Source organism: Citrobacter sp. CK198 (assembly GCF_030333295.1).
In the GTDB taxonomy this organism is placed as follows: Bacteria; Pseudomonadota; Gammaproteobacteria; order Enterobacterales; family Enterobacteriaceae; genus Citrobacter_B; species Citrobacter_B koseri.
This window is the reverse complement of sequence record NZ_JAOWGE010000034.1, coordinates 499,289-523,855: the sequence shown is the minus strand read 5'-3', so window position 1 is coordinate 523,855 and position 24,567 is coordinate 499,289. Positions and strand designations below refer to the sequence as shown.

Sequence of the window (24,567 nt, the reverse complement as noted above, 5' to 3'; positions counted from 1 at the left end):
GTAAGAGCCTTTTTCAATTTTTGTTTTATTGCCCGGTGACGCTACGCTTACCGGGCCTACGGACCTGTCGGCCGGATAAGCAACGCGCCATCCGGCAACTTACCGGGCTTACACCCGCCCGTAGCGATCGGCGAAGCGCACCACGTCGTCCTCTTCAAGGTACGAACCGGAGCGGACTTCAATCAGGTCGAGCGGAATTTTTCCCGGATTCTCCAGGCAGTGGGTCGCCCCCAGAGGTATGTAGACAGACTCGTTTTCACCGAGCAGTTTGATTTCGCCGTTGATGGTGACTTTTGCCGTCCCTGCGACCACCACCCAGTGCTCCGCCCGATGGTGATGCATCTGCACAGAGAGCCCTTCGCCGGGTTTAACGGTAATACGTTTCACCTGATAACGGTCGCCAGCGTCAATGGAGTCGTATTTGCCCCACGGCCGGTAGACTTCACGGTGGATATGGTGCTCATGACGCCCGTCAGCTTTAATCTGCTCCACCACTTTTTTCACATCCTGCACCGCATTACGATCGGCAATCAGCACCGCATCTTTGGTCTGTACAACCACCAGGTCTTTCACCCCGACGGTCGTCACCAGGCCCGACTCCGCATAAACGTAGCTGTTTTCCGTTTTATGGCTAATGACGTCGCCGTGATGCACGTTTCCCTCGGCGGTGTGCGCGCTGATTTCCCACAGTGAAGACCAGGAACCCACGTCACTCCAGCCGGCATCCATCGGCATAACCACCGCATCCGCCGTGCGCTCCATCACCGCATAGTCCACCGACTCTTCCGGGCAGGCGAGGAACGCCTCTTCATCCACGCGGATAAAGTCGAGGTCGGGGTCAACGATGCTCATCGCGTTTTCGCAGGCGTCCAGAATATCGGGACGGTATTTTTTCAGTTCTTCCAGATAACGCCCGGCGCGGAACAGGAACATCCCGCTGTTCCAGTAGTAGTCGCCGCTCGCCACGTAGGCCTGCGCGGTTTCAAGATTGGGTTTTTCGACAAACTGCGCGACGTCAAAAGCGACCGCGTCTTGCTCGCCGGGAGAGACATCGCCGCGACGAATATAGCCGTAGCCGGTTTCCGGCAGATCCGGCACGATGCCGAACGTGACCAGTTTGCCCGCTTCGGCATACGGAATGGCGTTACGCACCGCGTCGCGAAACGCTCCTTCATCAGCAATGACGTGATCGGCCGCCAGTACCAGCATCAGCGGATCGCCTTCCAGGCTGTGGCGTTTCGCCGCCAGCGCCGCCAGCGCAATCGCTGGCGCGGTATTGCGCCCGGCAGGCTCAAGAATAATGTTCTCCGTCAGTTTGTTTAGCTGGCGCAACTGTTCGGCGACAATAAAGCGGTGCTGCTCATTGCAAATCACCACCGGGCTTTCGCACTCCACGCCGTTCAGACGACAAATAGTCGTTTGCAGCATGGTGAGATCGCCCTTCAGGCAGAGAAACTGTTTTGGATAAAGTACACGAGAAAGCGGCCATAAACGGCTACCCGAGCCACCCGCCATCACGACCGGATAAAGTTTACGTTGACCCATGATTTATCCCCGAATATCTGTAATAAATTGACGTAACACGTTCTCTTTATCGAGCGTGCGTTCGGCATATTCGCATGCCACCGTGTTGTTCTCAGGCATGGCAAGCGCCTGGGTAATCCCCGTCACCAGCGCGTCGACCGACTCCGGTTCCACGCAAACGGCAATGCCGGGATAGTCGCGACAAAGCTGGCCGAGTTCGGTTTCCGGTTCAGCGGTAATCACCGCGTTGCCGCCCACCGCCAGAATATTGGTCAGTTTCGACGGCAAAACGGCATCCGCCGCGCCGCGCTTTTGCACCACCAGATGGCAATCGCCCATCTTCAGCAGCGCAGGTAAGGCTTCATAAGGCTGAAGCGGATAAAATTTGACGTTATCCAGGCCGCGTTCACGGGCCATTTTTTCCAGCCGCGCTTTGCCGCCGCCCTGCCCGACAATGACAAACAACCAGGGGCGATCGGTAAGACGCTCAGCAGCGTCAATCACGTTCTCAAGCCCTTGTTTTTCACCGATATTGCCGGAGTACAGAATGATTTTCTTATCATCCGGCAACCCCAACGTCTGGCGTAAGCGGGCCGCATCGCTAGCGGTCACGTCGCGAAAACGCGCCACTTCCGACCAGTTAGGGAAGAAAATCACCTTGTCTGCCGCGACCCCTTTCTCCTGCGCTTTATTCATCATTGAGCGGGAGATGGTGGAGACGTTATCGACGTTGTGCAGACCGCTGCGCTCGAACGCGGCGGCCAGTCGGGCAACCTTACCGCTCTTGCCTTGCCCGGCCAGCCCCAGACCGAGCATCGCATCCACCTCGTAGTCCTGAATATGCAGCAGCGTGCGCGCGCCGGAGAGTTTCGCCAGCAAACGCATACCCGGCGTGCAAAACAGCGTCGGCACCACACCGATAATCCGATCCGGCTTCCAGCGTCGCTGCGCCATCAGCGGGAAGAAACTGCTCAGGGCGAAACTGCCCAGGTGCAGCAAGCGTTTCAGCGTCGATGGCTGCGTCGGAACATATAACGGACAGCGCCAGACGGTAGCCGCCCCCTCTTCCCGGCGATAGCGCCAGGAGGAATACTGCTCGCCCACTTTCCACTGCGGGTAATAAGGCGGCGCGGTGATCACCCGAACTTCATGCCCTTCACGCGCCATCCACTCCACCATCTCGCCGGTGTATTTACCGATGCCGGTTAGCTCCGGCGAGTAGTTGATGCCGTACACAAGGATTCTCATACGCTTCATCCTTCAACCTGACTCTGCGTTGGCTGCATCTGCTCACCCCTGCCGCCTTGATTCAGGCTGAATGATTTCGTGTAACATCCAGGCACCCCGGACTGACGATCCGCGAGGAAGTACGCCCGACTGTTGTCGTGAACGCTGGCGCTTGCCAGAAGCCGCTCAGGCGTCTGCCAGCGATAATCTTCATGTTGTTCATCAGGCAGATGCAGATCCGCCTGATTCACCTTCAGGCGAAAACCAAGCACAACGTAATGAGTGGTAAAGTCTTCGCCGGAGAAGTTATCGTCATAGAAGTGCTGCCAGACGCCATAAAACGCGCCTGCGGACAGCGGTAAACGCAGCCCCAGTTCCGCCTGAGTGAGACGCTCAAACGCTTTTTCCAGCGTCTCATCCTTCTGCACGCGCCCGCCCGGTACGAACCAGTAACCCTGCGCAGGGCGATTGGTGCGCTTGCCCAGCAGGAACTCGCCGCGCTCATTCTCCACGATCAAATCAATGGAGATCAGCGGCGTAGAGCGCACGACGGTAGCGAAATCTTCCTGACGTAAAAACATGTTTACCCCCGGAACCGGTGCTGGTTCTCAAGGAACCACTGGTAAGTGCTGGCAAGCCCGGCCTCCAGCGACACCTCGTGATACCAGCCAAGCTGATGCAGGCGCGTTACGTCGAGCAGTTTGCGCGGCGCGCCGTCCGGTTTCGTGGCGTCAAACACCACCCGCCCTTTGTAGCCCACGACCTGAGCGATCGTTTGCGCCAGCTCCCGAATGGTGCAATCCACACCAGTACCGACGTTGATGTGCGAGAGCATCGGCTGCGTGTTCTCCTGCCACACTTCGCGATCCAGCTCCATCACATGGATGCTGGCAGCGGCCATATCATCCACATGCAGGAACTCGCGCATCGGTGTCCCGCTGCCCCATACCACCACATCCGGCGCGTTCTGTTCGGTCGCTTCATGGAAGCGACGCAGCAGCGCGGGAATGACGTGCGAATTACTCGGGTGGAAGTTGTCATGCGGCCCGTACAGGTTGGTCGGCATAACCGAGCGGTAATCGCGGTCAAACTGGCGATTCCAGGACTCGCACAGTTTGATCCCGGCAATTTTGGCGATGGCATACGGCTCGTTGGTTGGTTCAAGCGACCCTTGCAGCAGTTCGCTTTCCGCCATCGGCTGTTTTGCCAGTTTGGGGTAGATACAGGAGGAACCGAGGAACAACAGCTTGTTCACGTTGTGCAGATGCGCGGCGTGAATGATGTTGCTCTCAATCATCATGTTCTCGTAGATGAAATCGGCCGGGTACGTATTGTTGGCGACAATACCGCCCACCTTCGCCGCCGCCAGATAAACCTGGTCAATGCGTTCTTCAGCGAAGAATGCCTGTACCGCCCGGCTGTCCAGCAAATTCAGCTCGTCGCGGGTGCGGAGCACCAGCTCCACATCCTCGCGCTGCGCCAGCTGTCTTACGATGGCGGAACCCACCATCCCGCGATGGCCCGCCACAAAAATACGTTGTTTCATCATCCTCAGGACTCCAGCGCGATGGCAACCTCGTAGCCATGAGATTTCAGCAAGGAATGTTTCTTCGCCGCTTCCAGGTCTTTCGCAACCATTTCAGACACCATCTCCTGGAGTGTGATCTCCGGTTTCCAGCCCAGCTTCTCGTGCGCTTTTGACGGGTCGCCCAGCAGGGTTTCCACTTCCGCAGGACGGAAGTAGCGCGGGTCAACGGCGATAATCACATCACCCGGCTTCACGCCCGGCGCGTCATGACCGGTGACAGAAACGACAATCCCTTTCTCTTCCACGCCTTCCCCTTCAAAGCGCAGTTTGATTCCCAACTGTGCCGCCGCCATTTCGACGAACTGACGCACGGAGTACTGCACGCCGGTCGCGATCACGAAATCTTCCGGCGTCTCTTGTTGCAGCATCATCCACTGCATCTTGACGTAGTCTTTGGCATGGCCCCAGTCACGCAGGGAATCCATGTTGCCGAGGAACAGGCAGGACTCCAGCCCCTGAGCGATATTGGCAATCGCGCGGGTGATTTTGCGGGTCACGAAGGTTTCGCCGCGACGTGGAGATTCATGGTTGAACAGAATGCCGTTACAGGCGTAGATGCCGTAGGATTCGCGGTAGTTAACGGTGATCCAGTAGGCGTACAGTTTGGCGACGGCATACGGAGAGCGCGGATAGAACGGCGTGGTCTCTTTTTGCGGAATTTCCTGCACCAGACCGTACAGCTCAGAGGTGGAGGCCTGATAGAAACGGGTTTTCTTTTCCAGGCCCAGGAAGCGGATCGCCTCCAGCAGACGCAGCGTACCCAGCGCATCCACGTCGGCGGTGTATTCCGGGGACTCAAACGAAACCGCAACGTGGCTCATTGCCCCCAGGTTGTAGACTTCATCCGGCTGCACTTCCTGCAAAATGCGGGTCAGGTTGGATGAGTCGGTCAGATCACCGTAGTGCAGGTGGAATTTCGGGTTGCTGGCATGTGGGTCCTGATAGATATGATCCACGCGTTCGGTATTGAACGAAGACGCGCGACGCTTGATACCATGAACCTCGTAACCTTTCTCCAGCAGAAGTTCCGCCAGGTAAGAACCATCCTGCCCGGTTACGCCAGTAATGAGAGCGACTTTTGACATTTTATTTTCCTCAAATAGTCCCGTTAGGGAGTAACTTTCTCAACGCGCTCGCGCGTTACCACTGCGGGATTGCCACGGCAGATTGTGTTTGCCGGTAGCGATTTAAAAACACTGCTTCGCGCACCAACGACGGTGCCGTCGCCTATCGTTACGCCGGGAGCGACAAAGACATCCGTCGCCAGCCAGCATTTCTCGCCAATCACAATTGGCGTGGCGTTAATATCAAAATGGGCGCTGGCATAATCATGGCTGCCGGTACATAAATAGCTTTTCTGCGAAATAACAGAGTGTGCGCCAATCGTAATGTCACCCAGCGTATATAAAACGGCGTCATCGCCGACCCAGGCGTAATCACCTAACGTCAATTTCCACGGATACGTAATTTTTACAGAAGGTCGGATGACTGCGTTTTTTCCTATTTTTGCGCCAAACATCCGTAATAAAAATGCGCGCCAGCGATACATCACCTGCGGCGACCAGCTAAATAACGTCGCCTGCACCGCCCACCATAATTGCACTTTTATTGCATTGCCGCCCCGGAACCCTTTCGGCACCGAGAAGCCGCTTAAATCCTGCATCATTTTTCCTTATATTCAGGCTTTGTTATATAAGGCTTTTGCTTTGCCTGTCGTTTTCAGACGTAATAAATAAGATAATTCCGCCCAGAACCCGGGGACACGTAATATTTTACGCTGCACGTTTTTTGCATCCCGGCATAATTCCAGATTGTTTGAGGTTGACACGCCGCCCATAGAAAATTCAGACACCAACCCTTTGATTCGACGGAAAGGATAGCCTGATTTATAAAGACTGGCTGCCAGCGCGTAATCAGATGACACCTTATATTGCAGATCGTATGGATGTTTTTTCAGCCCTGCGGTCGGGAAGAAAATAGCCTGATGGCTGGCGGGTAAGCTGTGGTAGATATACCAGCCATGTTTGGCGCTTCGTCGGGTTTTATTTCCTTCACCAAAATCCAGCAACGCGTCGCCAATGTACATCGCGTCATCATTTTTTCGCCCCAGTTGACGGACAAAATCGGTGACATCTTCATGAAACACATCGCCGGAATTGAGGAAAAGAGTATAGCGCCCTTGCGCCATCGCAATGCCTTTGTTCATCGCGTCGTAAATGCCGCGATCTTTTTCACTCACGAAGCGTAAGTTAAACTCACCGTTGAGTTTTTCCAGAAACTGGGCGGTGCCGTCATCCGAACCGCCGTCCACGACAATCCATTCAAAGGTCAGGCTGGGATCGCGCGCCAGGTTGCGCAGCGAGCGCCAGGTGTTTACCACGCCGTCGTAATTACGAAAGGCGACAGTAACGACGCTAAGTAACATAAAACCACCTCGTCATGAATTCGTAATATTTAGCGCTTTGCGCAAAATAAAAGGACAAACGATTAAAAATGCATATTCCGGGCTAAATATCGAACCGGTAAAAAACAACGATACCGGCGTAAAGAGATAAAGCTGCACCCGAAAATTCTGATTATCGCCAAACGCATTCAGCGTCATTTTTAAGATTTTCCACATGTACCATGCGGTCAATAACACCGCGAACCATGAGAAATAAATAATCAGCAGATACAGGCCATTGTCTATTGTTTTCCCGACATCCGCACCGTTAAAAATTCCGAATGATGCGACATATTCATAAAGTGAGCCAAATCTGACTACGCCATCAATATGGGTCAACGAATAACCGACCATCACTAATGGCCCAACGATACGATAATACGATGACGAACCTTCCGTTCCTAAATCTCCAAGACGTTCAGCGATATAAGGAAACGCAAAAACCACACCGACTAAAAATACGCCCAACGAAATAATCGCCAGTGGCAATTTTTTCCTTATCGCATCCTTATTCAGATACTGAAATGCCCACTCCAGTAAGTAAAACAGGATAAAGGTCATTACCCCTGAAAATGATCCTGATAATATTATCCCTGCCAGAATCATAGCATCGGTCTTAGGGGTTTTGATACCAAACTGTTTGATGCTGAGCCAAATTGAGATTAACGCCAGAGCAAAAAACGCCGGTTCAAAATAGAGCGCAGTGGTTCGCTTACCGCCAAATTTAATAAAATTCAGCACATAGCTATTACTGTAAATAAGATATTTCGAAATTCCTTCCATTAAGCTGCTGCCGCCGGTAAGAATGATCTGCGCCATCTCAACTGCCGCCAGCGCCACCACAAACGCCACCACCATATAGAAAAAACGTAATATCTTGCGGTAGTTATGCGGGGAAACGGTTTTAAAGCGAATACTCCACACCATGCCGATAATGATGACGATGTAAACAAACAGCATCGTCGAGGTGACATATTTGCTGGCATCCAGCGACTGACCGAACAGGTAGTTAAACGCCGTCAGCCCTGCCCCCACGCCCAGCGCAATCATCAATTTTTTAATGCTGATGCGCTCAATGAACAACAACAGCAAAACGGGTAAAAAGGTGACGATGGTGATGGGGAAGCTTTCGCCCAGTTGGGCAATTTTGACGTTGACCAGCAGGTAGATCAGCGGCAGCAGCAGGTAACTACAGATTCTGATAGAACGAGACATACTCCTCCAGCATCTGTTGTCCGCTGTATGCGGTGCGGCTACGCTCGCAAAAGGCCTCCAGCGAGGCGCCAAATACGGCCTGGGCAATGTCGGATTTGCTCATCTGCACCAGGTTCAGCACCTCGTCTTCACTGAACGTTCGCCCGCCCGATTTTGCCAGCACCTCCTGCGCCGCGTCGCTGTGCGTGGCGATCACCGGCACGCCGATAGATAACGCTTCACACAAAATCAGCGGGTAATTATCGACCCGGGAGCTGAACACCAGCGCATCCATCTGGTTAAGGGCGCTCATCAGCTTGCGTTTATCGGTTTCAAAGCCGTGATTCACCACGTTCTCACCGTCGAAGGGGGAAAACTTACCGAAGGTGTGCAGCTCAATGTTGTTGCCTGCCGCCATCATGTCGCGCACCAGCTGCTGGTTTGTTTTGCCGTCATAGCGCAGATCGTGCGCCACCACGGCAATTTTCGGTTTGCCCTGGCGCTCGCTCACCGGTGACAGTTCGGACAGAATCGCTTCGGTCGCCACATCAATGCCATTATTGATAATGCGACAACGCCCTGCCCCGTACAGGCTGTTAAACGCCTCCGCCACATGCTGGCTGGGCGAGATAAACTGACAGCCCAGCGAGAGCATCTGCTGAAACAGCTGCCGCTTGCCCACCACCAGCTGGTGCGCTCTGTCCACTTTTACCGGCGGATAATTGGTCAGCGTCGGGCATTTCTGACAGCCGCTTTTCCAGCCTTCACAGCCGTCAGTAAAGGCACAGCGTCCGGTCACGCTCCAGTGATCGTGCAGCGTCCAGACCAGCCTCACGTCCGGCTTATGGTTTTTCACCTTCTCGCAGAAAGCGACAACCTCTGCCAGATTCAGCCAGTAGCTGTGCAGCACATGAAAATGCAGCACCAGCGGGCCGGGTGTCCGGGTCACTTTGCGGTACAGATTATCGAGATTGCCAAAGAGGTCGCGGTTAAACAGACGAAACAGCGCGATATTGGCGACCGATGTCAGACGCGGCGTCTGTTTAATCACATGCGGATAGTTGCTGTGGCTGACGCTTTTCTTCCCGCCTTTGCCGTAGCCATAGACAAAGTGCGAGGTCAGGCCTTTTTGTAGCGCGCGCAGGTGCAGGTCTAATGCCACGCCCGCCGCGCCGCCTTCCGCCAGTCGAACATTAAATTGCAGAATATTCATTTAATTACCTTCACTCGCGCCTTCTCTCCCACTACCAGCGCGTTATCGGGAACCGTGTCGAGCACCACGCTGCCCGCCCCGATAGTCACGTTATTGCCGATGGTGATATCCCCCAGCAAAATGACGTTAGCGCCCAGCTCAACGCCGTTACCAATGACCGGGCACGCCAGGCTGTCGCCGCCCCGGTTGCCGATGGTGACGCCATGACGCACGGTGAAGTCGTCGCCCGCGACGACATGCTTATTGATCACGACGGCATAACCGTGATGGATGGTGAAGCGTCGGCCGATGGTTGCGGCGGCCTGAATTTCGTAACCAAACAGGCATTCGGTCATCAGACGGTACAGCACCAGCACCGGCGCGGCCCACAGGTTATTCAGCACATTTTTTTTGCGCCAGACGGAACAAAAATGGGCGACGCGGTAGGCCAGCACCATGCAGCACGGGCGCAGACTCCAGCTGTTTGCGCGTAGATCCTCCAGCATCCTTAACGCCCCCGCAGTCCGTCGGCCAGGCGTTTGCCGTTACGCACAGAAAACAGCGTCAGCAACGTGCGCCAGGTCATTCGCTTATTGCGGATCTGGTACAGCGTAAACAGCTGATACTTTTTGCTGGCGCGGTCGAATTTGTCTTTATGCTTGCGGTAGAAATGGAAGTAGCCGGAGAACTTTTTCGGCGAGGAGGTGATCTGCATTTCACCGTGATTGATGTGCAGAATCTGCGTCGCCTCTTCTACTTTCCACGGTTCGCCGTACTCAACCACCATACGCAGGAAAATATCGTAGTCCTGTGCGGCTTTCAGTTCGGTATCAAACAGGCACTCTTTAAAACGCCAGGCCCAGGTAAAGACCTGATTGCCAATGATATTGCGTTTATAAAAAAGACGGCGTGAGTAAGGCGACTTCGGGTACAGCGGCAGACTGGCCGGCTGCGAGTAAACCTCGCCTTCACAGACATAGTCATTGGCGTATAAAAACGCGTGCGTTACCAGCTGATGCTTATGTTCAAGGAACACGCTCAGACGGTTCGGCGTCCATTCATCATCATCATCGATCCCGGTGATGTACTGCCCTTTCGCCTGCATAATGGCCTGATTACGCACCGCGCAGGCGCCGGAATTGATCGCATTGTGGGTGTAGCGCACGCGCGGGTCGTTTAACCCTTCAACAAACTGCTGCAACTGCTCATACGATGAGGAGCAGTCATCCACAATGATCATTTCCCAGTGGGTATAGTCCTGGCGCAGCACCGATTTAATCGCGCGAATCGCCAGTTGCTGCCGATTCCAGGTTGGCATGTAGATCGAAATCAGTGGGTTGTCTATTGTCATTCTCATTCCCCGGATAGTGTCGGATGGCGGCGTAAACACCTTATCCTGCCTACAATCACCAGCAATTTTGTCGGCCCTGTAGGCCTGATAAGCGCAGCGTCATCAGGCGACTTATTATTTTGAATCCGACTTGTATTCGTACTCGTAGTAACCGTAATCCTGATAACCGGTCGCCCGTCGGAAGATGGAGTTGAGGATTACGCCTTTTACCGGAATGCCGTTCTGCTCAAAGCGGCTCAGGCTGGTTTCCACCTCTTTTAATGTGTTAACGGCGTAACGCGCCACCATCAGCGTGGTGCCGACATGCCGTCCGACGATCGCCGCATCGGTCACCGCCAGAATCGGCGGCGTATCGATTAAGACCAGGTCATAGTGCGCGCTGGCCCAGGCAATCAGTTCGCCAAAGCGCTCGCTCATCAGCAGTTCCGACGGGTTAGGCGGCACCTGTCCGCGCGGCACCAGATCGAAATGCGGGATGGAAGTGGGTTTAGCGCAGGAGGCGATATCCCCTTTGCCCACCAGAATGTCGGACAGACCATTCACGTTGTTGGTGCCCAGCAGCTCGTGGGTATAGCCTTTACGCATATCGCAGTCGATCAGCAGCACGCGTTTATTGGTCTGGCTGATGACCGCCGCCAGGTTGGCGCAGACAAAGGTTTTGCCGATAGACGGGCTAACCCCGGTCAACATCAGCACATTGTTTTGCGCCTGCATCATGGCGAAATGCAGGCTGGTACGCAGGCTACGCACCGCTTCAATCGCCAGATCGGTTGGATTCCCCACCGCCAGCAACTGGCTCTGTTTGTAGCGCTTAACGCCCTTAATCGTTTTGACGTTATCGCGCGCTTTCTGCCACTCCGACAGCGGAATGCTGGCATAGACGCTGATGCCGTGTTCTTCGAGCACCTGCGGACTTTCAATCCCACGGTTAAACAGCGAACGCAGCAACACGCCGACGATAGAGAGCATCAGGCCAAGAATAATGCTGCCAAGAATAATCAGCGCTTTTTTCGGCTTCAGCACGCCCGGCTGGGCAATCGCCGGGTCAACAATACGCACATCCCCGACGGTGCTGGCCTCGGTGATCTTCAGCTCCTGCTGCTTGTTCAGCAGTTGCATATAAACCTGCTGACCGGATTCGACGTCGCGCGTCAGACGCACAATTTCCTGCTGCGTTTTCGGCATTGCCGTCACCCGCCCGTTCAGTTTGGCTTTTTCGTCTTCCAGCGCTTTACGTTTTTCCAGCAGCGTGCGGTAAGCCGGATGCGCTTTAGTAAACAGCTTGGAGATTTCCGCCTCTTTGAAGGTCAGTTCGTTAAGCTGGGCGTCGATATTCACCATCGAATCCAGCACCGCCTTGGCCTCCAGCGGTAAGTCCACGGAGTCTTTATCCTGACGGAAGGCGTTGAGTTTGTTTTCCGCGACGTCCAGGCGACTGCGCACTTCCGGCAACTGTTTCGCCAGGAACGCCAGGCTTTTCGCCGCTTCCGCAGATTTCCGCTCAACGTTCTGTTCGAGATAGTTGCGGGTGATGCTGTTGAGAATATCGCGGATCTGATCCTTGTCTTCACCGGTGAAGGCCAGGCTCAATACGCCGGTATCTTTGCCGTTTTCCGTCACGGTCAGGTTGTTTTGCAGATTGTTGATCATCCCAAGCGTGGAGAATTTAGTGACGGTAAATTCACTGTCCGGGCGGGCATGGATAGCGCTCACCATCATCGTCACGCCGTCTTTACTCAGTAGTTGCCCGGCCTGACCGCGCGCGCTAAAGCCGCCGTCGCTGGTCAGTTCGTAGGTTTTGTCACTCAGCACGTTAAGCGTGAAAACCTGCTCGCCCATCTCTTTTGGGCGGGTGAACGTTGTCACTTTCACCGTCTCATTCTGCCGCCCCATCAGGCGCTCCCAGCCTGCGCCAAACAGCGGGAAGGTGTTTTTGGTGACGGAGATATCCAGGTCGAGATCGTCAACGGTTTTCCCCAGAACCAGACGCGACTGAATCAGTTGAATTTCCGCTTCTGATGCCGGCGGTTTATTGGCCAGCGCAGAGCCAATATCCTGCACCAGCGAGTTACCGGTATTTTGCTCGATTTGCACCAGCGCGTCGGCGCTGTAAATCGGCGTGGCGAATAGCGTGTAAATCACCGCGCACAGCGCAAATACCGCCGTAATGCCAAGCACCCACCAGCGCGCTTCAATGACGGTTCCCACCAGGCGACCGATATCGATTTCATCACTGCCCGTTACCGGAGCGGCAAGCTGTTTTACTTTTTCTGTCATTGTTATACCTGCTCTGCGTTCAATGCCTGCGCCCATTGGCGAGCAGACCTTTCAAGTAATGTGTACACCGCTTCAAACGCCTCGCGACTTTTGCGATACGGGTCGGGTATTTCACGCTCGCTGTCCCAGTGGCCGAACAACATCACTTTCCCGCGCATCTCTGGCGCCATCTCGCACAGTCTGGCGATATGGCGTTTTTCCATCACCAGAATCAGGTCATAATCCCGGCACATACGCCCGGAGATCTGGCGGGCGCAATGACCTTCAAGAGAGAGGTTATGCGCCGCCGCCACGCTGACCGCCGACCGGTCGGCGCCCCTTCCCACCAGCGCGCCCAACCCGGCGGACTCCACCGTTAACGACGGGTGATAACTTTTCAGCAAGCGCTCTGCCGTCGGGGAACGGCAAATGTTCCCCACGCAAACAACTAAGATTTTGTTAAACATGACGTTTACCAGTTATGAATGTCGCTGGCCGTATCCGTCATATAACGGACACCGCTGATGGTCGGCAGCAACTGATTGATCAGACGGTTCCAGCGCGCAACCGGTGCGGTCGTGACGTACACCACATCGTAAGGTTGCAGTCGGAACTCCGTCGCCATCACCAGAGAGGTGGCATCAGACATATCAAGCTGATAAATATTGGCGATCTTGCCATTGCGTCCGCCCTCGCCTTTCAGCGGTCGAATCACGAAGATGCCGCTGGCATTGGAGGTGGTCAGGTCGATACCTTCCGCCGTACCCAATGCTTCGGTGAGCGTCATACCGCTGAAGTCCATTTTGAGGGTGCTCTGTTTCTTCACTTCACCCATCACGAAGACTTTCAGATCGTCATTACGCGGTACAAACAGGATGTCGCCGGGGTAGAGCAACCGGTTCTGGCTGAGATCGCCGTTTTGCATCAGCGCCTGCAAAGAAATTCGCTGCTCCTGGCCATTGTGCGTCAGCACGACGTTGCGCCAGTCGGCGTTTTCGGTCAGACCGCCTGCGGCGTTGATGGCATCAAGAACGGTGAGCGGCACGTTGGTGATCGCCTGCTGGCCGGATTTATTCACCTGCCCGGAGACATACGCCTTCTGCGAGCGGAAAGCGGCGATATTAACGTCCACCTGCGGGTCAGCAATGTACTTCGCTAAGCGCCCGGTAATATCACTGCGAATTTCACCCAGCGTTTTGCCCACCACAGTCACTTTGCCGATGTAGGGATAAAACATGGTGCCATCGGGTTGAACCCAGTTGCCGGTATCACTGGAGCTACGGTACTGCCCGGCAGGCGTGGTCAGTTCCGGGTGATCCCAGACCGTCACATTCAAAACATCGCCTGGGCCGACGCGGTACTGGTAGCTTGAGATCTCCTGGTCCAGTGACATATTGGGCTGCGCCACATTTGGACGTGGTCGTAATTGCTCCACCAGGCGCGGCGTCAACGGATAGACATTCACCATACGGTCGAGATCAAAATCAGCGTCTTGCTGTTTGATCACGTCTTTACCCATCGTAGACATATTGCTGCCCGGAAGTACTGTGCAACCACTTATCAAGGTTACCGACACCAATAATGGCATCAATTTCATTTTGGATTTCATCATTGATTATTTATCACTTTGGCAGAGTAATTATCCCGTGCAATTTAAATAGCGACTTCGCCTGTACACATTTACATTGCAGTTAATTGAAAAGAAATTTAACTGGCATCAGTCCTAAAAAATTTGGATTCATCCGTAGGCTATTGACAGAATAATTCAGACTTGTCACCAGGTTATCAGACACGCTACCGCCCTTGGCTTTTTAGCTACCAATACACTGATTAATTTAGGTTTTTATAATCCTCTTTATTTCCTCTTCTTCGCGACAGAGAAACATCACAGGAAATAAAAAAGTTACTCAGTAATGGCCTGCTTGACGGCGACAGGATATTTTTGTTGCCCACCATTAATGCTGCAAGAATTGTTGCAGTTAACGTAATAGCAGGCAAGGTAACAAGCCTGTACTTCACCCTTTTTAAGATTAATATTAAGCGTGGCGAAATTATAATTTTAGGATTTTATTGATGTTGACAAATTCTATATTTAACGCCTAACCTGCGATATTTCCGAAATATATCCACATTCAAAAAACCGTACCATATGGAAACTTTATGGTTATTTTTCCGCCACGTTTTCAGCATAAAAGCCTGATATAAAAGAAAGAGAAATGACGTTATGTCATTGCATTTTGCGCCAGCTTTATCCATGATCGAATTGTGACAACTGTCATATAACGAAAGGTATTATTCTCACTATGGAATGGATTGCCGATCCATCAATCTGGGCCGGACTCGTCACGCTTATCGTCATCGAGTTAGTCCTCGGCATTGATAACCTGGTCTTTATTGCCATCCTCGCTGAAAAACTGCCGCCTGCGCAGCGCGATCGTGCGCGCATTACCGGGCTGCTGTTAGCGATGATCATGCGCCTGCTGTTGCTGGCGTCCATATCGTGGCTGGTCACGCTGACGAAGCCTCTCTTCAGCATACGCGACCTGAGCTTCAGCGCCCGGGATCTGATTATGCTGTTTGGCGGTTTCTTCCTGCTCTTTAAAGCCACGATGGAGCTCAACGAGCGGCTGGAGGGGAAAGACAGCGATAACCCCACCCAACGCAAAGGGGCGAAATTCTGGGGCGTGGTGGCGCAAATTGTAGTGCTGGACGCCATCTTCTCCCTCGACTCAGTCATTACCGCCGTGGGGATGGTTGAACACCTTGCGGTGATGATGGCGGCGGTGATTATCGCCATCAGCCTGATGCTGCTGGCCAGTAAATCCCTGACCCGGTTTGTGAACAGCCACCCGACCATCGTGATTCTCTGCCTCAGCTTCCTGCTAATGATCGGCTTCAGCCTGGTGGCGGAAGGGTTTGGCTTCCATATTCCGAAAGGTTATCTGTACGCCGCGATCGGCTTCTCGGTGATGATTGAAGCGCTGAACCAACTGGCGATCTTCAACCGTCGTCGCTTCTTATCCGCCAACCATACGTTGCGCCAGCGCACCACCGAAGCGGTGATGCGTTTGCTCAGCGGGAAAAAGGAGGATGCCGAGCTGGATGCTGACACCTCCGCCATGCTGGCGGATCATGACGACAGCCAGATTTTCAACCCGCAAGAGCGGCAGATGATTGAACGGGTGCTGAACCTCAACCAGCGCACCGTCAGCAGTATCATGACCTCGCGCCATGATATTGAGCACATCGATCTCGACGCGCCTGAAGAGGAAATTCGCGCCCTGCTGGAAAAAAACCAGCATACGCGTCTGGTAGTGACCGGAGAGGACGAACAGGAAGAGTTGCTTGGCGTGGTGCATGTCATCGACCTGCTACAGCAATCGCTGCGCGGCGATCCCCTCGATCTGCGGGCGTTGATCCGTCAACCGCTGGTGTTTCCTGAAACGCTGCCACTGCTTCCGGCGCTGGAGCAGTTCCGTAACGCCCGCACGCATTTTGCTTTTGTCGTGGATGAGTTTGGTTCCGTTGAAGGGATCGTAACCCTGAGCGACGTCATGGAAACCATCGCCGGTAATCTGCCGAACGAAGTGGAAGAGATCGACGCCCGTCACGATATTCAGAAAAACCCGGACGGCTCCTGGACCGCCAACGGCCATATGCCGCTGGAAGATCTGGTGCAGTACGTTCCGCTGCCGCTGGATGAGAAACGCGAGTACCACACCATCGCGGGGTTGTTGATGGAATACCTGCAACGTGTGCCGAAAACCGGAGAAGAGGTTCAGGTGGGAGATTACCTGTTGAAAACCTTGCAGGTTGAGAGTCACCGCGTACAGAAAGTGCAGATTATTCCGTTACGTAGCGATGACGAGTTAGATTACGAGGTGTAAGGCTGAACGGCATGCCGGGTGGCGACTGACGCCTTACCCGGCCTACGGTTGTGTCGTTGTAGGCCTGATAAGCGCAGCGCCATCAGGCGTAGGGTGTTGCCGGATGGCGGCGTAAACGCCTTATCCGGCCTACAAATGTTGTCTGTTTTCACAGCCGGCATTCAGATTCGCTTACAGCTTATCCAGCAGCTTCTTCACGTCTTTACCGTTGCGAGTCTCTTTATTACGATCCGCCCAGTCGCTCAGACGACGTTTTGCTTCATCCTGCAAATGCTTACGCAGAATCTGGTCAACCTGGAGATTGTAATTCAGCGCCTGCCACTTACCGTATACGCGCAGCGGAACCGGCGTCTCTTTCAGGAAATCAATCAGCTTGCTTTCACCTGTCCAGCCGCCCAGCACACGCACGTTAAACTGCGTGTCGCAGGTCTGCTCAACAAGATTCAACGCGCCATTACCGGAAACCGCCAGTATTGCAGACTGCCCTTCCATGCTGCCCAGCGTGAGCTTACCGTTATCCAGCGCCAGGTCGGTGACAAAGCGATCCAGACGGGTCGCGTTATCAAAATTCTGCTGCGATTGCTGCACATCGCCACCGCTACGCGTTACCGCCTGCTGCACCAGTTGCTGGAAGTTCATCCCTTCCATACGCGTGTCGCGCATTTCAACATGCGCCTGCCCTTGCCAGCTGTGACGAAACGCCTGGGCGTCAATATCCGCGCCTGAAAAATCACCCGCCAGCGACATTTTACCGGTCAGCGCGATGGGATAGTCAAACGCGTTCAGAATCGTGCCGATTTCCACATCCTCAAGGCGCGGCTGGAACACGGCGCGCGGATTTGCCGCTCTCGCGTCCAGCGTACCGGGCAGAGAAATCTCACCGCCGTCGAGTTTCCCCTGCAACTCGACGATATTCAGCAAACCGGCCTGATTCGTCATTTTCGCCGACACGTCGGTAAACGCCATGCCACGCCACTGCGCGTTATCCGCCCGCAGAGAGAGGGCCGCAGAAAACCCTTTTAGCCCCTGATAAGCGGGTTCATCAACGCGGGACGCGATAACCGGCCGCGGCCGCGTCGACTGCTGCCCCGTTTGCGCCACGTTTTTGGATGCGCTTGCCACGTCATTTCGCGGAAGAAGGTTATCCAGATTCAGCTTGCCAAATTGCAGATCGATCGCCCATTCCGGCTCATCGCTCAGCGTCACCTGAGCCTGCCCGGTCAGGGTGCTGTCGTTGGCGGTTAAACTGAGCTGACTGAAAGAGAGCCTTTTTTGCCCTTCCTGCCACTGCGCCTGTAATTGCCCCTGGCCCTGAATACCCTGTTTCGGTAAATCGGCCCCCTGCAACTGCCAGTTGAGCTGCTCGATACCGGCCGTTAGGTTGTGCGGATAGTCAGACGCATCGACCGTTCCGTTGAAGGAGAGCGAGAGATCGCGCTGATCGCGGTTCACCCGCCCGGAAAAATCAAACGTCCCGCGATGCTGTTCATCCTGCTCCATTTGCAGGCGAATATCGCGAACCGTAATTTGCTCGTCGTCTTCATGCTGGAACACCAGCACGCTGTCAGCAACGCGTAAGCTGCTGATATCAAAAGACCAGCCACGGTCTTCCGGGACATCCGGCAGCGTATTGTCTTTTGGCGCAACAGGCGCGTCTTCCCGGCGCGCCGCTTCCGTCTGCGGCGTCAACTGGATGACCGCGCCTTTGAGCATCACCTGTTCAACCTTCAACTGATGACTAAGAAGCGGCCACAGCGCAACGTCCAGGCGCATATTGTCGGCCCGAACCAGGGGTTCGCTGGCGCCTTCCGCCGTCAGCGCCATCCGTCCAGAGAGGATGCTGAGTTGAGGCCATACGTGCCAGCGCAGAGGGCCATCCAGTTGCAGTTGATATCCGCTACGCGCAGCGACCTGCTGCACCATATACGCGCGGAAATCATTCGGATTCACCAGCATCACCAACGCCGAGAAACCGGCCACCAGCACGACCAGGAGAATCATCAGCGTCGTCAGAAATCGTCTCATGCTATCCTCAGTGGAGCAGACTCAGTCTTTGTCAATCCGGCTGGCAACAGCGCCTTGCTGATCGCGGTATTTCGCATCCTGGCGACGGTTATAAGGGCGTGCGGCAGGGCCGGAGAGCGGCTCAAAACTCAGGGCGCCAATCAGCATTCCCGGGCGCAGGGCCAGCGGTAATTTCCCGGAGTTGTAGAACTCCAGAACGATGCAACCGGACCAGCCGGGATCGATACGGTGCGCGGTAACGTGCACCATCAGCCCAAGACGCGCCAGCGAGGAACGGCCATCCAGCCACCCCACGAGATCCGGCGGCAGCGTGACGGACTCAAAGGTCACGGCCAGCGCCAGCTCGCCCGGATGAAGATAAAACGCGTCGCCTTCATCCAGCACGATTTCATCGCTCATCACGCGATCCAGCGCGGCGCTGACCTCATCCTTCGGGCCGCTTAAATCAATAAACGCAGCCGTGTGGCCACGAAATGTACGAAATTTATTGCCAAGGCGCACATCCACCGTCGCGCCATTAATACGCTCAACAGGAGGACGCGGGTTGATCGACAAGCGGCCTTCATCCAGCCAGGCTTCAATATCTCGGTCACACAAACGCATGGCACTTTCTCCTTTCGTGCATCAGGCCCTTAACGTGCAACGCGTCAAGGGCGAACCAGGTTATCACTGAACGGTACACAATTCGCTGGGCTTATTCAAAGAACTGACTGATTTTCGCTTTCAGAATATCAATCGCGATGCGGTTCTTACCGCCGCGCGGTACGATAATATCGGCGTATTGCTTGGAAGGTTCAATAAATTGCAGGAACATCGGGCGTACGGTTTTCTGGTACTGCGCCATCACCGAATCCATTGAACGCCCACGCTCGTTGACGTCGCGCTTAATACGGCGCATCAGGCAGATGTCCAGCGGGGTATCGACAAAAATGGAGAAGTTCATCTCTTCACGCAAACGCGCGTCCGTCAGCAGCAAAATCCCTTCAAGAATAATGACTTTTTTGGGCTCGACGCGAACGGTTTCCTGCATGCGGGTATGTTCAACATAGCTGTATACGGGCAATTCAATCGCCGAACCGCGCTTGAGCGCTTGCAGATGCTGGAACAGCAAACTGTGATCCATCGCATTAGGATGGTCGTAGTTGGTTTTTACACGCTCTTCCATCGACAGATGGCTTTGATCTTTGTAATAGCTGTCTTCGGGAATAACGCCGATATGTTCATCACCCACTTGTTCACGCAATTCGCGATAAAGGGTACTGGCAATAAGACTCTTGCCGGAAGCCGATGCGCCAGCAATACCGATAATGACGCACTGATGAGACTGAACAGTCATAAATTTAGCGACCTGATTAACCTGGATGTTAGGGAGGGCGACGCCGAAGCGTCAAACGCGGCAATTATAGGGATTTCAGCGGCACGATACCAGTCGAGATAACAGAACGCTAAATTGCCGTCCATCTCTCCTTGTCGCAAATTAAAATGATTATTTTTAAAGCAGCTGCCGGATTTATTCGTTTATGCCGGAATTAATCCCCCGGAGATGTCAAATTATGAGCCGCTGACGTATAAATCGTAAATTGTTTGTACTAGCATGATCCTGAATGAAAACTGACGCGTCCGGGCCCTCCGCGACGGCAAGGGCTATTCGGATAACGTGGTAATGAGTAAACAAACCCAACATGTTTTAGTTACCTTGCCTCACCCTCTACTGCGTCTCGTCAGTTTAGGTCTGCTCACCTTTATCTTTACACTCTTCTCGCTGGAACTGTCGCGTTTCGATACGCCGCTAGCGCCGCTGTGGTTCCCGACGTCAATCATGATGGTCGGTTTTTATCGCCACGCCGGACGGATGTGGCCGGGGATCGCACTGGTCTGTTCCCTCGGCAGCATAAGCGCGTCACTCGTTTTTTCTCCTGCCGGTTCGCTAAATTTTGGCTGGACGGCGATCAATATTATTGAAGCGGTGGTCGGCGCAATCCTGTTACGTAAGCTACTGCCCTGGTATAACCCCTTACAAAATCTGAATGACTGGCTCCGTCTGGCGACGGGCAGCGCGGTGATTCCACCGTTACTGGGAGGCGCGCTGCTCTGGCTGCTGATGCCCGAAGGGACGCCAGTAAAAACATTTTTGATTTGGATTCTGTCCGAGTCTATCGGCGCGCTGGCGCTGGTGCCATTAGGCTTGCTGTTTAAACCGCGCTACCTGCTTCGCCATCGCGATCCCCGTTTACTGCTTGAAACGCTGCTTACGCTGACAATAACGCTGGGGCTAAGCTGGCTCTCTATGCTGTACGTCCCGTGGCCTTTCACCTGCATTATCGTTCTGCTGATGTGGAGCGCGATACGTCTGCCGCGTATGGAAGCGTTTCTGATCTTCCTCGCCACCGTCATGATGACGTCGCTGATGCTGGCATCCGACCCGGAGCTGCTGTCAACGCCCAAAACATACGCCATGATGAACGTTCCCTGGCTGCCGCTTTTAATGATCCTGCTGCCCGTCAACATCATGACAATGGTGATGTACGCGTTTCGGGCGGAACAAAAAAATATCACGGAAAGCGAATTACGCTTTCGTAACGCGATGGAATATTCCGCGATCGGCATGGCGTTAGTGGGCACCGAAGGCCAATGGCTACAGGCCAACAAGGCATTGTGTCAGTTTCTTGGCTACAGCCAGGATGAACTGCGCGCCCTCACCTTTCAACAGCTCACCTGGCCTGAGGATCTGCATAACGACCTTGAACAGCTGAATATGCTGGTGCGCGGCGATATCAACAGCTATTCCATGGAGAAACGCTATTACACCCGCGACGGCGATGTGGTCTGGGCATTACTGGCCGTTTCACTGGTTCGCCATAGCGACAACACCCCGCTCTATTTCATTGCGCAAATTGAAGATATCAACGACCTGAAACATACCGAACGGGTAAACAAGCGCTTGATGGAGCGGATTACGCTGGCGAACGAAGCGGGCGGTATCGGCATCTGGGAATGGGAACTGCGGCCTGACGTGATCAGTTGGGATAAGCGCATGTTTGAGCTGTATGAGGTTCCGCCGCATATCAAACCCACCTGGCAACTCTGGCACGACTGCCTGTTGCCGGAAGACCGCGCACCGACGGAAAAGATCATCCGCGAGTCTCTGGCGGCGCGTCTCCCCTTTAAGCTCGAATTCAGGATTGGCGTAAAAGATGGCATCCGGCATATCCGCGCCCTGGCGAACCGGGTGCTGGATAAAGACGGCGACGTGGAACGTCTGCTTGGCATCAACATGGACATGACCGAAGTCAAACAGCTTAACGAGGCGCTGTATCAGGAAAAAGAACGCCTGCACATTACGCTGGACTCCATCGGGGAAGCGGTTGTCTGTATTGACGTCGATATGAACGTAACCTTTATGAACCCTGTCGCCGAAAAGATGAGCGGCTGGCAGCAGGAGCATGCGATCGGCATCCCGCTGCTGACGGTATTGCGCATCACTTTTGGCGATAACGGCCCGCTGATGGAAAATATCTATAGCGCGGATATGTCGCGTTCCGCCATTGAGCAGGATGTGGTGCTTCACTGTCGCAACGGCGGTCGCTACGACATTCATTACAGCATTACGCCGCTCAGTACGCTGGACGGCGGGAATATCGGCTCCGTACTGGTCATTCAGGACGTCACGGAATCGCGGAAAATGCTGCGCCAGCTCAGCTACAGCGCCTCTCATGACGCCCTCACCCACCTGGCTAACCGGGTCAGTTTTGAAAGCCATCTGAAAGAAATCCTGCTTACGGTACGCGATACGCGCCAGCATCATGCGCTGGTCTTTATTGATCTTGACCGCTTTAAAGCCGTTAACGACAGCGCCGGGCATGCCGCAGGCGATGCGCTGCTTCGCGAACTGGCCGCCTTAATGCTCAGTATGCTGCGTTCCAGCGATATGCTGGCCCGCCTGGGCGGGGACGAATTTGGCCTCCTGCTGCCGGATTGCAATATCGACAGCGCGCGCTTTATTTCTACGCGGATCGTCAACGCGATTAATGAATACCGCTTTACGTGGGAAGACCGCGAACACCCCATTGGCGCCAGCGCCGGAATCACGCTAATCAATAACGCCAATCGTCTGGCGGCAGACGTGATGTCCCAGGCGGATATCGCCTGCTATGCCTCTAAAAACAACGGTCGGGGATGTGTCACCGTGTACGAAGCGCAGCAGGAACAGGCGCACAGCGAGCGGGAAGTCACGTCTCAGGATGAACAATGGCGCATAATCAAAGATAACCCTCTATTGATGATCGCCCGCGGGGTCGCGTCGCCGCGCATCCCTGAAACGTGCGGTTTTTGGCTGATCTCGCTGCGGCTGTGGACCAGCGACGGCGAAATCATGGAGGAGCAGGCATTCCGCGCAGGGCTAACCGATCCCGAACTCAGCCACGCGCTCTATCGTCGCGTGTTTCAGACATTTTTCCAGCACGCGGCATCCACCGTCGCCAGTAAGGGGGTGAGCATCGCCCTGCCGCTTTCCGCCGCCGGACTCAGCCGCGCAACATTCATTGATGAGCTGCTCGAACAGCTGGAGCGCAGCCCACTTCCGCCGCGCTTATTGCATCTGCTTATCCCAGCACATGTCCTGATGCAAGAGTCCGATAAGGCCATACCCGCGATACAAACACTGCGTCAGGCGGGCTGTCGCATTGTTCTCAGCCAGGTCAACCGTGACCTGGCGCTTTTCGATTGCTTAAGCGCCCACATGGCTGACTACCTGTTGCTTGATAGCGAACTCTGCGCCAGCCTTCACGGTAATTTAATGGATGAAATGCTGGTATCGATTATTCAGAGCCATGCGCAGCGGCTGGGCGTCAGAACCATTGCCGGCCCGGTACAAATGCCGCTGATCATGGATGCGCTTTCCGGTATTGGCATCGATCTGATTTACGGCGACGTCATTGCCGATGCCCAACCGCTGGATCTGTTACTGAACACCAGTTATTTCGCCATCAACTGACGGCTGCCAGCCATCCGTATACCAGATATGCAGCAACGCGTAGGAGCGCCAGGGTTTCCAGCGCTCCGCATAACGGCGGATTTGCGCGGGCGTCATTCCCGAAAACCGCTGTTTAATCAGATAATCATCCGGCAAAAAGATATCTTTCGCCTGCCAGCCGCGCAGCGCGAAGTAGTTGGCCGTCCAGCGCCCAATCCCAGGAAAGGTTTGCAGGTTTTTCACCCCCAGCGCAATATCCGGCGGCGCGACCGTCTCTAACGTTCCATCCAGCGTCGCACGCGCCAGATGGATCAGCGCTTCCGCGCGTTTCAGCGGCATCCCCAGTGCTTTAAGCGCGAATGGGTCCGCCGCCGCCAGCGTTTGCGGCGTGGGGAAACAGACATACTCCGGCGCGTCGGCAAGCACATAGCCATAACGACGGGCGACTTTCGCCGTCAGCTTTGCCGCCATCGCCACGCTGACCAGTTGCCCGAGTATCGCCCTTACGCCCTGTTCGAAGGCATCCACCGAGCCGGGCAGGCGCAATCCCGGTCGCGCAGCCCCCAGACTGCCGAGCGCGTCGGCAATCTGATCGGGGTTACAGCGCAGATCGAACAGGCGTTCAATTTTTGCCAGACATTCTTCGGCGACGGGCAACAAGCCCGCGCTCAGGGTTACGCGCAGCGTATGCGTCTGGTGCTCCGGTACAACGGCGATCAGTCCCCGATGTTCTCCCGTCGCCAGACTGCGAACGTAACGCGCGGGCTCAACCGTTTCGACGCCGCTCACCGCACGCGCGGCGAGAAAACCCAACATCCAGGACCAGTCATAAGGCGGCTGCCAGCTTAGGATATACATTGCGACTCCTGTTTTTATTCTCCTTCAGCATAAACGCTATTCAAACGCCG

Annotated in this window: 19 protein-coding genes and 1 pseudogene; 2 read left to right on the top strand and 18 right to left on the bottom strand. The window is 54.6% G+C overall.

Annotated features, from left to right (window positions below; translation table 11 throughout):
- Window positions 1–108 precede the first annotated feature (108 nt).
- From cpsB to OGY62_RS17405, 14 genes and pseudogenes are all read right to left on the bottom strand, one after another.
- Complete coding sequence (gene cpsB / locus OGY62_RS17470; RefSeq protein ID WP_286460335.1) at window positions 109–1,545, bottom strand: mannose-1-phosphate guanyltransferase; 1,437 nt, start codon at window positions 1,543–1,545, stop codon at window positions 109–111.
- Between the two features lie 3 nt (window positions 1,546–1,548).
- Window positions 1,549–2,772: a colanic acid biosynthesis fucosyltransferase WcaI gene (gene wcaI / locus OGY62_RS17465; protein WP_047462609.1), complete on the bottom strand. Its 1,224-nt coding sequence runs from the start codon at window positions 2,770–2,772 to the stop codon at window positions 1,549–1,551.
- Between the two features lie 86 nt (window positions 2,773–2,858).
- Window positions 2,859–3,332: pseudogene (locus OGY62_RS17460) on the bottom strand (GDP-mannose mannosyl hydrolase); the annotation flags it as partial.
- Between the two features lie 2 nt (window positions 3,333–3,334).
- Window positions 3,335–4,300: a GDP-L-fucose synthase gene (gene fcl / locus OGY62_RS17455; RefSeq protein WP_047462602.1), complete on the bottom strand. Its 966-nt coding sequence runs from the start codon at window positions 4,298–4,300 to the stop codon at window positions 3,335–3,337.
- 2 nt (window positions 4,301–4,302) lie between these two features.
- Window positions 4,303–5,424: a GDP-mannose 4,6-dehydratase gene (gene gmd / locus OGY62_RS17450; protein ID WP_012131708.1), complete on the bottom strand. Its 1,122-nt coding sequence runs from the start codon at window positions 5,422–5,424 to the stop codon at window positions 4,303–4,305.
- Between the two features lie 23 nt (window positions 5,425–5,447).
- Window positions 5,448–6,002, bottom strand: a complete 555-nt coding sequence (wcaF, locus tag OGY62_RS17445; RefSeq protein WP_047462599.1) for a colanic acid biosynthesis acetyltransferase WcaF — start codon at window positions 6,000–6,002, stop codon at window positions 5,448–5,450.
- Window positions 6,003–6,017: 15 nt separating this feature from the next.
- On the bottom strand, window positions 6,018–6,764 hold the full coding sequence (gene wcaE / locus OGY62_RS17440; protein WP_012131706.1) for a colanic acid biosynthesis glycosyltransferase WcaE: 747 nt from the start codon (window positions 6,762–6,764) through the stop codon (window positions 6,018–6,020).
- Between the two features lie 12 nt (window positions 6,765–6,776).
- Window positions 6,777–7,997, bottom strand: coding sequence for a colanic acid polymerase WcaD (wcaD, locus tag OGY62_RS17435; RefSeq protein ID WP_012131705.1), 1,221 nt, complete (start codon window positions 7,995–7,997; stop codon window positions 6,777–6,779).
- Window positions 7,972–9,189 (bottom strand): colanic acid biosynthesis glycosyltransferase WcaC, encoded by a 1,218-nt coding sequence (gene wcaC / locus OGY62_RS17430; protein WP_047462595.1) that lies wholly within the window; start codon window positions 9,187–9,189, stop codon window positions 7,972–7,974. The genes wcaD and wcaC overlap by 26 nt, the downstream gene beginning before the upstream one ends.
- On the bottom strand, window positions 9,186–9,674 hold the full coding sequence (gene wcaB / locus OGY62_RS17425; protein WP_049011279.1) for a colanic acid biosynthesis acetyltransferase WcaB: 489 nt from the start codon (window positions 9,672–9,674) through the stop codon (window positions 9,186–9,188). The genes wcaC and wcaB overlap by 4 nt, the downstream gene beginning before the upstream one ends.
- Window positions 9,675–9,676: 2 nt before the next feature.
- Window positions 9,677–10,519, bottom strand: a complete 843-nt coding sequence (gene wcaA, locus OGY62_RS17420) for a colanic acid biosynthesis glycosyltransferase WcaA (protein ID WP_024130193.1) — start codon at window positions 10,517–10,519, stop codon at window positions 9,677–9,679.
- Window positions 10,520–10,633: 114 nt separating this feature from the next.
- Window positions 10,634–12,796 (bottom strand): tyrosine-protein kinase Wzc, encoded by a 2,163-nt coding sequence (wzc, locus tag OGY62_RS17415; protein ID WP_012131701.1) that lies wholly within the window; start codon window positions 12,794–12,796, stop codon window positions 10,634–10,636.
- A 2-nt stretch (window positions 12,797–12,798) separates the two neighbouring features.
- A complete protein-coding gene (wzb, locus tag OGY62_RS17410; RefSeq protein WP_286460334.1) occupies window positions 12,799–13,242 on the bottom strand; it encodes a low molecular weight protein-tyrosine-phosphatase Wzb in 444 nt (147 codons plus the stop codon).
- Between the two features lie 5 nt (window positions 13,243–13,247).
- Window positions 13,248–14,387, bottom strand: a complete 1,140-nt coding sequence (locus tag OGY62_RS17405) for a polysaccharide export protein (RefSeq protein WP_012131699.1) — start codon at window positions 14,385–14,387, stop codon at window positions 13,248–13,250.
- A 691-nt stretch (window positions 14,388–15,078) separates the two neighbouring features.
- Between OGY62_RS17405 and OGY62_RS17400 the strand changes: the two genes are divergently transcribed.
- Entirely contained in the window at window positions 15,079–16,662 is a 1,584-nt protein-coding gene (locus OGY62_RS17400; RefSeq protein WP_058669389.1) for a TerC family protein, read from the top strand.
- A gap of 171 nt (window positions 16,663–16,833) precedes the next feature.
- On the opposite strand, the gene asmA is transcribed toward OGY62_RS17400, so the two are convergent.
- The 3 genes from asmA to udk all read right to left on the bottom strand — a co-directional run bounded on the left by asmA (window position 16,834) and on the right by udk (window position 20,023).
- Window positions 16,834–18,687: an outer membrane assembly protein AsmA gene (asmA, locus tag OGY62_RS17395; RefSeq protein ID WP_115625708.1), complete on the bottom strand. Its 1,854-nt coding sequence runs from the start codon at window positions 18,685–18,687 to the stop codon at window positions 16,834–16,836.
- Window positions 18,688–18,708: 21 nt separating this feature from the next.
- Complete coding sequence (gene dcd / locus OGY62_RS17390) at window positions 18,709–19,290, bottom strand: dCTP deaminase (protein WP_012131692.1); 582 nt, start codon at window positions 19,288–19,290, stop codon at window positions 18,709–18,711.
- Window positions 19,291–19,381: 91 nt separating this feature from the next.
- A complete protein-coding gene (gene udk, locus OGY62_RS17385; protein WP_024130192.1) occupies window positions 19,382–20,023 on the bottom strand; it encodes a uridine kinase in 642 nt (213 codons plus the stop codon).
- A 327-nt stretch (window positions 20,024–20,350) separates the two neighbouring features.
- Between udk and OGY62_RS17380 the strand changes: the two genes are divergently transcribed.
- On the top strand, window positions 20,351–23,680 hold the full coding sequence (locus tag OGY62_RS17380; protein WP_286460333.1) for a diguanylate cyclase: 3,330 nt from the start codon (window positions 20,351–20,353) through the stop codon (window positions 23,678–23,680).
- Here the strand turns inward: OGY62_RS17380 and alkA are convergent.
- Window positions 23,648–24,517, bottom strand: a complete 870-nt coding sequence (alkA, locus tag OGY62_RS17375) for a DNA-3-methyladenine glycosylase 2 (protein ID WP_286460332.1) — start codon at window positions 24,515–24,517, stop codon at window positions 23,648–23,650. The genes OGY62_RS17380 and alkA overlap by 33 nt on opposite strands.
- Window positions 24,518–24,567 lie beyond the last annotated feature (50 nt).

What these genes read in the sequence shown, in the direction of transcription:
- wcaC (WP_047462595.1), bottom strand. Translation starts at nt 9,189, where the DNA reads ATGAATATTCTGCAATTTAATGTTCGACTGGCGGAAGGCGGCGCGGCG.
- wcaF (WP_047462599.1), bottom strand. Translation starts at nt 6,002, where the DNA reads ATGCAGGATTTAAGCGGCTTCTCGGTGCCGAAAGGGTTCCGGGGCGGC.
- wcaD (WP_012131705.1), bottom strand. Translation starts at nt 7,997, where the DNA reads ATGTCTCGTTCTATCAGAATCTGTAGTTACCTGCTGCTGCCGCTGATC.
- cpsB (WP_286460335.1), bottom strand. Translation starts at nt 1,545, where the DNA reads ATGGGTCAACGTAAACTTTATCCGGTCGTGATGGCGGGTGGCTCGGGT.
- OGY62_RS17400 (WP_058669389.1), top strand. Translation starts at nt 15,079, where the DNA reads ATGGAATGGATTGCCGATCCATCAATCTGGGCCGGACTCGTCACGCTT.
- gmd (WP_012131708.1), bottom strand. Translation starts at nt 5,424, where the DNA reads ATGTCAAAAGTCGCTCTCATTACTGGCGTAACCGGGCAGGATGGTTCT.
- udk (WP_024130192.1), bottom strand. Translation starts at nt 20,023, where the DNA reads ATGACTGTTCAGTCTCATCAGTGCGTCATTATCGGTATTGCTGGCGCA.
- wcaB (WP_049011279.1), bottom strand. Translation starts at nt 9,674, where the DNA reads ATGCTGGAGGATCTACGCGCAAACAGCTGGAGTCTGCGCCCGTGCTGC.
- wcaA (WP_024130193.1), bottom strand. Translation starts at nt 10,519, where the DNA reads ATGACAATAGACAACCCACTGATTTCGATCTACATGCCAACCTGGAAT.
- wzc (WP_012131701.1), bottom strand. Translation starts at nt 12,796, where the DNA reads ATGACAGAAAAAGTAAAACAGCTTGCCGCTCCGGTAACGGGCAGTGAT.
- alkA (WP_286460332.1), bottom strand. Translation starts at nt 24,517, where the DNA reads ATGTATATCCTAAGCTGGCAGCCGCCTTATGACTGGTCCTGGATGTTG.
- asmA (WP_115625708.1), bottom strand. Translation starts at nt 18,687, where the DNA reads ATGAGACGATTTCTGACGACGCTGATGATTCTCCTGGTCGTGCTGGTG.
- dcd (WP_012131692.1), bottom strand. Translation starts at nt 19,290, where the DNA reads ATGCGTTTGTGTGACCGAGATATTGAAGCCTGGCTGGATGAAGGCCGC.
- wcaE (WP_012131706.1), bottom strand. Translation starts at nt 6,764, where the DNA reads ATGTTACTTAGCGTCGTTACTGTCGCCTTTCGTAATTACGACGGCGTG.
- wcaI (WP_047462609.1), bottom strand. Translation starts at nt 2,772, where the DNA reads ATGAGAATCCTTGTGTACGGCATCAACTACTCGCCGGAGCTAACCGGC.
- OGY62_RS17405 (WP_012131699.1), bottom strand. Translation starts at nt 14,387, where the DNA reads ATGATGAAATCCAAAATGAAATTGATGCCATTATTGGTGTCGGTAACC.
- OGY62_RS17380 (WP_286460333.1), top strand. Translation starts at nt 20,351, where the DNA reads ATGAGTAAACAAACCCAACATGTTTTAGTTACCTTGCCTCACCCTCTA.
- fcl (WP_047462602.1), bottom strand. Translation starts at nt 4,300, where the DNA reads ATGATGAAACAACGTATTTTTGTGGCGGGCCATCGCGGGATGGTGGGT.
- wzb (WP_286460334.1), bottom strand. Translation starts at nt 13,242, where the DNA reads ATGTTTAACAAAATCTTAGTTGTTTGCGTGGGGAACATTTGCCGTTCC.